General features: G+C 42.9%; 10 protein-coding genes. 4 read left to right on the forward strand and 6 right to left on the reverse strand.

The annotated features are described in order from the left end of the window. Positions 1 to 407 precede the first annotated feature (407 nt). On the forward strand, positions 408 to 935 hold the full coding sequence (locus ACED59_RS23660) for a hypothetical protein (RefSeq protein ID WP_232281801.1): 528 nt from the start codon (positions 408 to 410) through the stop codon (positions 933 to 935). 199 nt (positions 936 to 1,134) lie between these two features. Here the strand turns inward: ACED59_RS23660 and ACED59_RS23665 are convergent, their stop codons facing one another. From ACED59_RS23665 to ACED59_RS23675, 3 genes are all read right to left on the reverse strand, one after another. Beyond that, positions 1,135 to 1,653, reverse strand: a complete 519-nt coding sequence (locus tag ACED59_RS23665) for a hypothetical protein (RefSeq protein ID WP_029224076.1) — start codon at positions 1,651 to 1,653, stop codon at positions 1,135 to 1,137. Between the two features lie 353 nt (positions 1,654 to 2,006). Further along, complete coding sequence (locus ACED59_RS23670; protein WP_009846182.1) at positions 2,007 to 2,408, reverse strand: hypothetical protein; 402 nt, start codon at positions 2,406 to 2,408, stop codon at positions 2,007 to 2,009. A 28-nt stretch (positions 2,409 to 2,436) separates the two neighbouring features. After that, entirely contained in the window at positions 2,437 to 2,919 is a 483-nt protein-coding gene (locus ACED59_RS23675; RefSeq protein ID WP_017099130.1) for a MarR family winged helix-turn-helix transcriptional regulator, read from the reverse strand. A 123-nt stretch (positions 2,920 to 3,042) separates the two neighbouring features. Between ACED59_RS23675 and ACED59_RS23680 the strand changes: the two genes are divergently transcribed. Beyond that, the gene (locus tag ACED59_RS23680; RefSeq protein WP_017099131.1) at positions 3,043 to 3,936 is read left to right on the forward strand and encodes a DMT family transporter; all 894 of its coding nucleotides are present in this window, start codon (positions 3,043 to 3,045) and stop codon (positions 3,934 to 3,936) included. Between the two features lie 95 nt (positions 3,937 to 4,031). On the opposite strand, the gene ACED59_RS23685 is transcribed toward ACED59_RS23680, so the two are convergent. Beyond that, positions 4,032 to 5,315: an MFS transporter gene (locus tag ACED59_RS23685; protein WP_009846179.1), complete on the reverse strand. Its 1,284-nt coding sequence runs from the start codon at positions 5,313 to 5,315 to the stop codon at positions 4,032 to 4,034. Positions 5,316 to 5,406: 91 nt separating this feature from the next. On the opposite strand from ACED59_RS23685, the gene ACED59_RS23690 reads away from it, so the two are divergent. Further along, complete coding sequence (locus ACED59_RS23690; protein ID WP_017099132.1) at positions 5,407 to 7,143, forward strand: ABC transporter substrate-binding protein; 1,737 nt, start codon at positions 5,407 to 5,409, stop codon at positions 7,141 to 7,143. 108 nt (positions 7,144 to 7,251) lie between these two features. Here the strand turns inward: ACED59_RS23690 and ACED59_RS23695 are convergent, their stop codons facing one another. Both ACED59_RS23695 and ACED59_RS23700 read right to left on the reverse strand, forming a co-directional pair. Then, a complete protein-coding gene (locus tag ACED59_RS23695; RefSeq protein WP_009846177.1) occupies positions 7,252 to 7,647 on the reverse strand; it encodes a RidA family protein in 396 nt (131 codons plus the stop codon). After that, a complete protein-coding gene (locus tag ACED59_RS23700) occupies positions 7,647 to 7,955 on the reverse strand; it encodes a putative quinol monooxygenase (protein ID WP_012601159.1) in 309 nt (102 codons plus the stop codon). The genes ACED59_RS23695 and ACED59_RS23700 overlap by 1 nt, the downstream gene beginning before the upstream one ends. 114 nt (positions 7,956 to 8,069) lie before the next feature. On the opposite strand from ACED59_RS23700, the gene ACED59_RS23705 reads away from it, so the two are divergent. Then, the coding region (locus ACED59_RS23705) for a LysR family transcriptional regulator (protein ID WP_371731385.1) at positions 8,070 to 8,649 on the forward strand (580 nt) is incomplete at its 3' end.

Consider the following 8,649-nt stretch of genomic DNA (forward strand, 5'->3'; position numbering starts at 1 on the left):
TAGAATGACTAGGCGACTTCCCCCTCGCCGCGATTAAAACGCTTTTATCTCGAACGAAATTTAACCACGAAAGGTCAACACGCCCTAATTACAGTTATAAAAATGGGCAGATAAACTGCCCATTTTTGCATTCATACAGTTAGGATTAACTATTTCCATAATTGAACCAGAACTTAGAGCTATACAAAAAAAATTAAAATCGTTGTTGGTTATTGCAGTTATGTTTAATATACAATCATCAAGCAAAGGAATGGGTTATCGCCCCCCTATACAGCACAATCAAGATGGACAACAAGAACAGACATTTTCTTTGACTTAACTTTCGAAGAACTTCATCGCTTTGGCGTGACAATAAATAAAGCATGACCAAGCGCTTTACTCCACTATTACTATCTTTTGTAAGTCATATGAAAATTAAAAATGTAATACCTCTACTGCTATGCCTCTTCTCTCATCAAGCTATATCTGCGGCAAATTTCACAACGGACTTTGTAGAACTTGGGATGCAAGCAAAGCCTATGGGGTTAAGCGTGGATGGTGGACGCGACATCAACGATAGCTTGGCGATTTTGGGCGGCCTTAGTACCAACACAGCCGAAGATGAAAGCAACTTTGATGCGTACATCGGCCCTCAAGTTTATGGTCCAATAACTCAAGGGATCGACTTAAATACGCAGCTGCTACTCCATTTCAACAAAAACTCATACGCAGCTGGAGAAACGAAAGCTTATGTCGAATTTAATGCGGGTATTCGAGCGTGGATCACTCAGAGAGTAGAAGCCCATGTGCTTGCGGGTTCTAACGGAGAGCACTCAATCTTTACGTTTGGAGCCAGGTTCCATGCCACAGATAAAGCCGTATTTGCAGTTGCTTCCAAAAACAACGGTCTTTACGGCCCTCAATTACAACTTTCGGTTAGATATCAATTTAAGTAGCCACCTTTATAAACAACTTTCCGCTACTGTTGGATCTAACATAAAAATAGCGTCAGTAATTCAATACTGACGCTATTTTTTTATCTCTAATTCAGACACATCCTATTAGTTATACGCTTACCTAAAGTTATACGCTTGCCTAGCTATTGAGTTACCCATTGATATAGCGATGAACCGTGAACTACAAACATTCAGTAAACTATGAGCATTTATCCAACTTGAGCTCGGCTGTCACCTTAGTAAGACGTAATGCAATCGCGAAACACACTAAGTAAGGACTCACATACCAAAAGATACTTTCTAGCGGCTGCTTCACCTGAGCTTCTCTGGTTTTTATATATTGGTTTTTCTGCTTTTCATACTGACTCAGCATACCATCCACCCACACCGCATCACTTTCAACTAACGACACGCTAGGCGCAGGAACCGTAAAATCCGATGCATTGGGTAACAAGGTGAAATCGACATCTTTAAACGTAATCGCCGTATTCAAATACCACAAACACGCGTCGTGGTACTGAGCGTAATTATCTAAAGATGGCTGACCTGTACAGGTATCACTTCTCAGCTTATCCAAAGAGAACTGCTGAACAGATTCTAAAATCGCCACCGCTCTGGTTTGTTCGGTTTCAACCCAATCACCCGCCACCTTCGCTCGAATCTCAGACACGGCACCAAGCATTCCGATACCCGCTAAAAACGGCCATAAATAATCCATACGCTTCCATTTTCGCCGACTCAGGTTGAATCCACACCAAATTGGAATATGTAAGAGGAGCGTTAGTCCAAGTGACAGCAGAACGAAGTTCAAGGAGCTAGAGAGCATGAGCTCGCTATCGAAAAAGTTCTTCATAATGATAAGCTTGCCTGTATAACCAAGAGAAATTTGATACTAGGTTCGATATAAGAAAAGTGTGTAAGAGGAAAGTAAAAACAGCACTAAGAATTGGTGTTAACGCTGTTTATTTGGGCCTATAACCACCGATGGCAGGGCTTAACCACTCGTTACTCAGAAATGGCTAAGTTGTTCAGTTGTTCAGTTGTTCACGATACACAAGATGCTAAAGGCTCTTACGCGCCAGACTTGAGGTAGATACCTACTTCTCTTAGCTGTGCTTTAATGTCTAACATTTGGACGTGAGATAGCACTAATTGGATCAAATTGAATATTGCTCCAGCGAACATCAAACCCGCGACATAACCAGACCATGCTTGGTGATCAACTTGATACAGAGTATTGAACGAAAGAACGAAGAAGATGAGACTGGAAAAACCAATAGCATACTCATTACAGTTGTAGACGTATGAATTCGTCGCGTAATCGTATTTGATTTTTACCTTTCCACCCGCTCTGCCTAGCTTAAGATTAAGAACATTTCCGCTAACCTCATATTCCAATCCATTAATTAATACAACGCGCTCTACTTTCTCAAGCATATCTGTTTTTTCCGTATTATTTTGAATACTGTCCATAGTCGTACCCTACTCCGTCACCTAAAAATTATTCGTAAGCACTCAACCATGCTTTTAGAAGTTGGTTAGTGTTCTTCTTCTGGCTCGCAGACAATGACTTAACCAATTTTTTCTGCATTTCGACATGTTCAGTCATCATTTGGTCGATCAGAATAAGACCATCTTTGGTTAGCTGAACACTCACGCTGCGTCTGTCTTCTTTGCTGTGCTCACGACGGATCAGCCCTTTAGCTTCTAGTTTATCAAGGCGATTGGTCATTGCGCCTGATGTCAGCATCATCGATCCGATCAGTTCTGATGGCGTCAGTTGATAAGGCTTCCCAGAACGTCGCAACGTTGCCAACACATCAAACTCACCAAGTTTCATGTCGTAATTTTTATGCAGATCGGCAACTTGCGTCTCCATATACTTGGCAATACGCATAATCCGGCCCATCATTGCCATTGGCTCAGTTTCTAACTCAGGCTTTTCCTTTGCCCATTGCTCTACTACGCGGTCGATAGCATCCATTTGCGATCTCGCTCCGTTATTAGTCTGATTAATTCAAACTAGTTTAACATAAAGATACTTTACAACCATATGATCTAGGTATACAGTTCATACAACCATTATCTTAACGTAAAGATATTTCATATGAACATATTATTAGCAATGATTCCCGCGTTCTTTTGGGGAACAACCTATGCAGTGACGCAATTTACGCTACAGGAATGGCCCCCCTTATTATTGGGTGCTTTGCGTGCGTTGCCTGCTGGTTTGTTATTGCTAGTAGTAAAACCGACACTGCCTCAAAAAGGCGAATGGCAGATCATTTTCACATTGGGTCTTATCAATATCGCGACCTTCTTTAGCTTAATTTTCGTGATGGCGTTGACGTTGCCTTCGGCAATCTCCGGTGTAGGTATGATCTCTGTGCCAGTGTTTGCGATGATCTTCCATTGGGTAGTAAAGAAACAGCGTCCGCAATTGATTCAAGCCTTGTCTGGTGTTGGATTAATCACATTGGCGTGGATATTGTTTAATCCAAGTCAAATCGCATTAAACCCAATAGGTTTAGGCGCCATGTTCGCTGCAATCATGTGTATCATTATCGGCAGTAGCATTACCAAGTCACTGGGTAATCGCATGCACTGGTGGAAGGTATTAACGTGGCAACTGATTCTAGGCGGTACGATTTTATCTGTCGCGTCTGGCGTTCATGCGCTCATCGACCCACAGCCTTATGTTAACGCTGTGACTCATTTCGATACTCGTAACGCAATAGGACTTGTTTGGGTGATTATCCTGAACACTGCCCTGGGTTACGGCATGTATGTGTGGCTACTGCAACGTATGTCCGTAGTTGATTTCACCTTCGGTGGCATCGCAAACCCAGTAGCTGGCATCGTGACAGGCATGGTGTTAATGGGTGAATCATTCACTGCAGTCCAGTATTCGCTAATGACCGGCATGATAGTGATGTCGCTGCTACCACAACTTATTCTGGCAGTAAGACAGTACAAACAAGTTAAGCCTGTTACGCAGTAGACGCAGCCTCTTAAACGTATTGCTCAAAAACGCGCCTCATTGAGGGCGCGTTTTTTGTTGGTGGCTAGACTCTCAAAGAACCAAAGAGTCGCGCTCTACTCAATATGTCGGACTTTGGTCATCAGCAGAGCTAAAGCGGTAAATAATTGAATAATGAAGCAGAGCACAAAAATATTTGGCACGTCGAATACTGTTACCAAATAACCGGAAGCCGCTAACCCAAAGGGCATCAATAATTTAAATAAAGATCCCGTAATGCCTGCAACTCGGCCTAAATGTTGCTCATCGAAAGCTTCTTGCCGGTAACTCCAGATGCAAATACTGCTGTACACGCCAATCGCACTCACCCACATAAACGCGCCCATTAATACCCATTTACCATCAAGACTAAACAGCCCATCACCAACAAAAGATGACATTAAAAGTCCGCTAGCTTGGTCGCCGTCTATGAATAATACAGGAATAATAAAACCGACCGCTTCAAGTGCAATAGAGACCATAAGTAAAACACCTAAGCCGATGCGTTGACGAACTTTGTCAGCAGTAAACGAACCTAACAGCCCTCCGATTCCAGATGCTGCAATCAGGTAGCCCACCTCCATATGGTTTAAAGCCAGCTCTGCTTTTGCAAAGTAGATAGCTTGAATCCAAAATACCGCTCCCGTGGTATTTATCACCATCACTGCTAAGGTAATGTGCCACATGTTCTTGTTCGCATACAAGATCAGCCAACCCTCTTTCAGTGCGCTAATCACCGACTGATGAGCAACGGGCATAGCCGGCTTGAATTCCAATTTATTGAGCTGCCAAAACGCTAGCACATACATCACTGCAATAAGTAAAAACACATTATGTAACGCGGATAACAGAAGCAGACCACCAGACAAAACCGGGCCGACCGTTTCTAGCAAACTGTACAAAGAGCTCATTCTTGCGATGGCGGTATTTTGCATGTACTGAGGTAAAACGTTTTTCATCATCCCGATACGTGCATTGTGATAACCATAGTTAAACGCCATCATCAGGAATGCACACGGAAACAAAGCATATAGAGGGTTGGAAAGCCAACGCACTGCAATATATGAGATAACCAACACCAGCACTTGTCCGAGCAACATGCATTGTGACCAATGCTTTTTATTAAACTTATCAACCCATACACCGATGAACAGCGCTAAGAGTAGATTGGGCAAAAACTCGACCGCTCTCATCCACCCCATCATCTCTGAAGACTGTGTTAACTCGTACACCAACAAGGGCAGAGCAAGGTCATAAATCTTGGTTCCAAATGCAACGAAGAACGCCGTCGAAAACAACACAATAAAGCTCGAGCTTTTCCAAATAGAGGACGTAGCCTCTTCTTTATTTACACCTTCCATTTTTCATTCCTTTTAAAAACAATCGAATAACCCTATTATCGAGATTAAAAGATGAAGAAAAATAGAAAGATTCAGCAAGGATTTCACCTTTATGCATTACTGGAAGGCACTGGCATTTTTACGTTCTCGGGTACTCATTAACCAACCAACTCAACTTTCGCTTACAGAAATTACTGAAGCTCTAGGTTGTACCAAACGCAACGCTCAACTGATTATCAAAAAGCTAGTAAACGAAGGCTGGATTGATTGGAAGTCAGGCGTTGGACGGGGCAACCTACCCACACTCACTCTACTCAAAAACGTGAACCATGAGTTGGAACTGAGGATTGATGAATTACTATCGGAAAACAAGGTCGACCAAGCTTTAGAGCTTATTGAAGAGTCGCAACGCGATCAGTTCCTGCTTGGTTATATCAGCCGCTATCAGAGCTTGCCGACTACGCTCGATATTCTGCAAATCCCTTTCTATAGAGGCACACATAGCCTAGACCCGATTGAAGTGACACGACGCACTGAAGCACACATCACCCGTTACCTGTTCAGTAACTTACTGCGTTTCAACACGCGTACTCACTCGTTTGAAGGTGATCTTGCAATTGACTGGTCCCAAGATGAAAATCGTTGGTATTTCACTTTGCGAAAAGGCTTAGTGTTTCATGACGGCTCATCGATTCTAGCGCAAGACATCAAAGCGCACTTTCTACGCCTGATCAGCAGCAGCCATCACAATAGTCAGCAATTTAAATGCATCTCTACCATTACGGTTATCGATCCGCTTCACCTCTGTTTTGCTATCAATGCCAACGCAGGCTACCTTCCATCGCTACTATCGAGCTCTGCCGCAGGTATTGCCAAGAAAGTAGGAGAACAAATCATTGGAAGTGGCAGCTTTAAACTAGTGGAACAGTCAGAGTGGCTAACCAGACTCGAAGCTTTCAAGGCCTACTATGGGCACCGACCTTGGGTAGACGGCATTGAGATTTGGAATGTTGGCGATAAAGCCAAAGACTATGAAATGCACTGCGACATTGTTCACTCACATCCGCACTATCAACAATCGTTATTACAGAACGAGCTAGCAGAGATAGAGCAGTGGGAGAAAGGCTGCGAGTACGCCTTGCTCAACTCACATCGCCACCCTTGGCTCGCAGAACCACAACACCTTAGGTCACTGAATGATTTACTGCGTTTACTTGGTGTCGCGAAAGACATTCCTCTGAATACTGTCGGCTACGCATATGGAATGCTGTCGACGTCTAGTCAGCCATCGAAATCTAAGCTAGTGACGGCGAATGACAAAGACGCATTAAAAGTGGCTCGACAATTCGCAGATAAACTAAACAAGCCTAAACAACCGATAAAAATCCTAACCTATCAGCTGTTTGATCACATAAAAATGGCTCGCCACTATTGTGAACAACTTAATGAACTTGGTTTTAGCTGCGAATATCAGGTGCTCGAATTTCCAGATTTTTGCCAACAAAGCAACCTACAAAATGCGGATATATTGATCAGTGGTGAAGTGTTTTCAGACAATCTCGACAGCAGCTGGATGGGATGGCTACAAAGTTCTATTGCCTTAGAGGTTTGTTTAACTGACGAGCAAAAACAGTGGCGTAACAAAAGCCTTGAACAGCTATGGGTTCTCAATGACTACCACCAGCGACAATCGGCCTTTCTAGAGCTTGAGGCACAATTAATAGAGTTCGGTGTTTATAGACCGATTTTCCACGTAAAACAGCAACTCAATTATGCTAAAACAGTTAATCCTGTTGAGCAGCTGGCGAATGGTTGGATCGATTTCAACCAAATCACTATGCGTCGCTGAATAGCAATATTTCTAGATAAGAAATCACCCCTTTATAGTCTGATTAAATAAAGGGGCTTTTTGCTTCATATCATGTCTTTCGTATCAATTGAGTATACAGAGATCGACTTAAATCAGTTTCGCTGCTTCGGCCTCAATTTCAACTTTCCATCGCTCGTCAAAGAGCCCTTGCACAAACAGTAATGTCGTTGGGAGACCACCAACATCGAAAGGCAATTGCTGCTTTGCGGCTTGATAGTCAGACATATCATTCCGGTCCACTAAGTACAGCCTTACACTGATTAAATCTTCGATATCCATTTGGTTTGCCTGAAGCACACCTCTCAGATTTTTCCAAGCCAGTACAATCTGTTGTTCCGCACCTTCAGCCACCATTCCTTCGCTATCAATCCCTAGTTGCCCAGCGATGTGCAATCGCGTTGAACCTGCGGGGATCAACGCACATTGATGATAATTAGCGGCTGGAGCGGGTACTGAAGAAGGGCTCCATATCTTATTCATCATTACGCCTCAGAGGCTGTGACGATTTTTGACATGACGGTGATAATTGGCATATCCGTAAGCATCGCGCCTAAACGGTCAAAATCACCAATATCTTTGCGCCAAGCAATGTATTCATTAAAGTGAGCGGTACTTTCCCATTCTTCACATAAAACCAAGGAATTTTCTGCCAAATCTTTTTGATAAAGCTCCGCAGAAAGGTTGCCGTTAAAAGTACGAGTATCTGGCAATATTTCATTAAAAAACTCAACGATCTCTGCCGTTTTATCTTCAGTATGGCTCAAGGTAAATTGCACTAAAATAGTCATCATTCTCTCCGTTTTCTTATTTTGTTAAGGTACGAGGAGAATCTTACTTGTTTGTTAAAATAGATAAATACAGTAATATTTGAAACATAGTTCGATTTAATAAGACAATGAACCACCATGAAAAACGAATTACATCGCATGCAAGTGTTCGCCCAAATTGTAGAATCGGGCTCCATAACGAAAGCGGCTGATAAGCTAGATCTCTCAAAATCTGTCGTTAGCCATCACTTACAAGGGCTTGAGCAACACCTTGGTGTGAAATTACTCACTCGAACAACACGTCGCCAATCCTTAACCGACGCTGGACAACGTTTTTATCAACGATGCTTAGAAATGCGAAAATTAATGTCGCTTGCGGAAGAAGAAGTACGCGAGTCCTGTTCTGATTTTGCAGGCACTATCACCATCACATCCCCACACACATTGATGACACATCTTATTGGACCTGCAATGTGTGAGTTTATGAAAAGCCACCCTCGTATCGAGCCTCAACTATTGGCCAACGATATGCGCGTAGATCTTATCGAGAAATACATAGACCTGTCGGTCACTGTTGGGGCTCTTCCTGATTCAACGTCTCGTGCAATTAAGCTCGGAGAGCTTCATCAAGTACTGTGCTGTCACCCAGATTATCTTACTAAGGGGCTTTGTTGCGTAATTAAATTTAAAGATAGAACTACCCCGTTTCGCGTATTTC

This window comes from Vibrio sp. FF266 (assembly GCF_041439695.1).
GTDB classification, from domain to species: domain Bacteria; phylum Pseudomonadota; class Gammaproteobacteria; order Enterobacterales; family Vibrionaceae; genus Vibrio; species Vibrio tasmaniensis_A.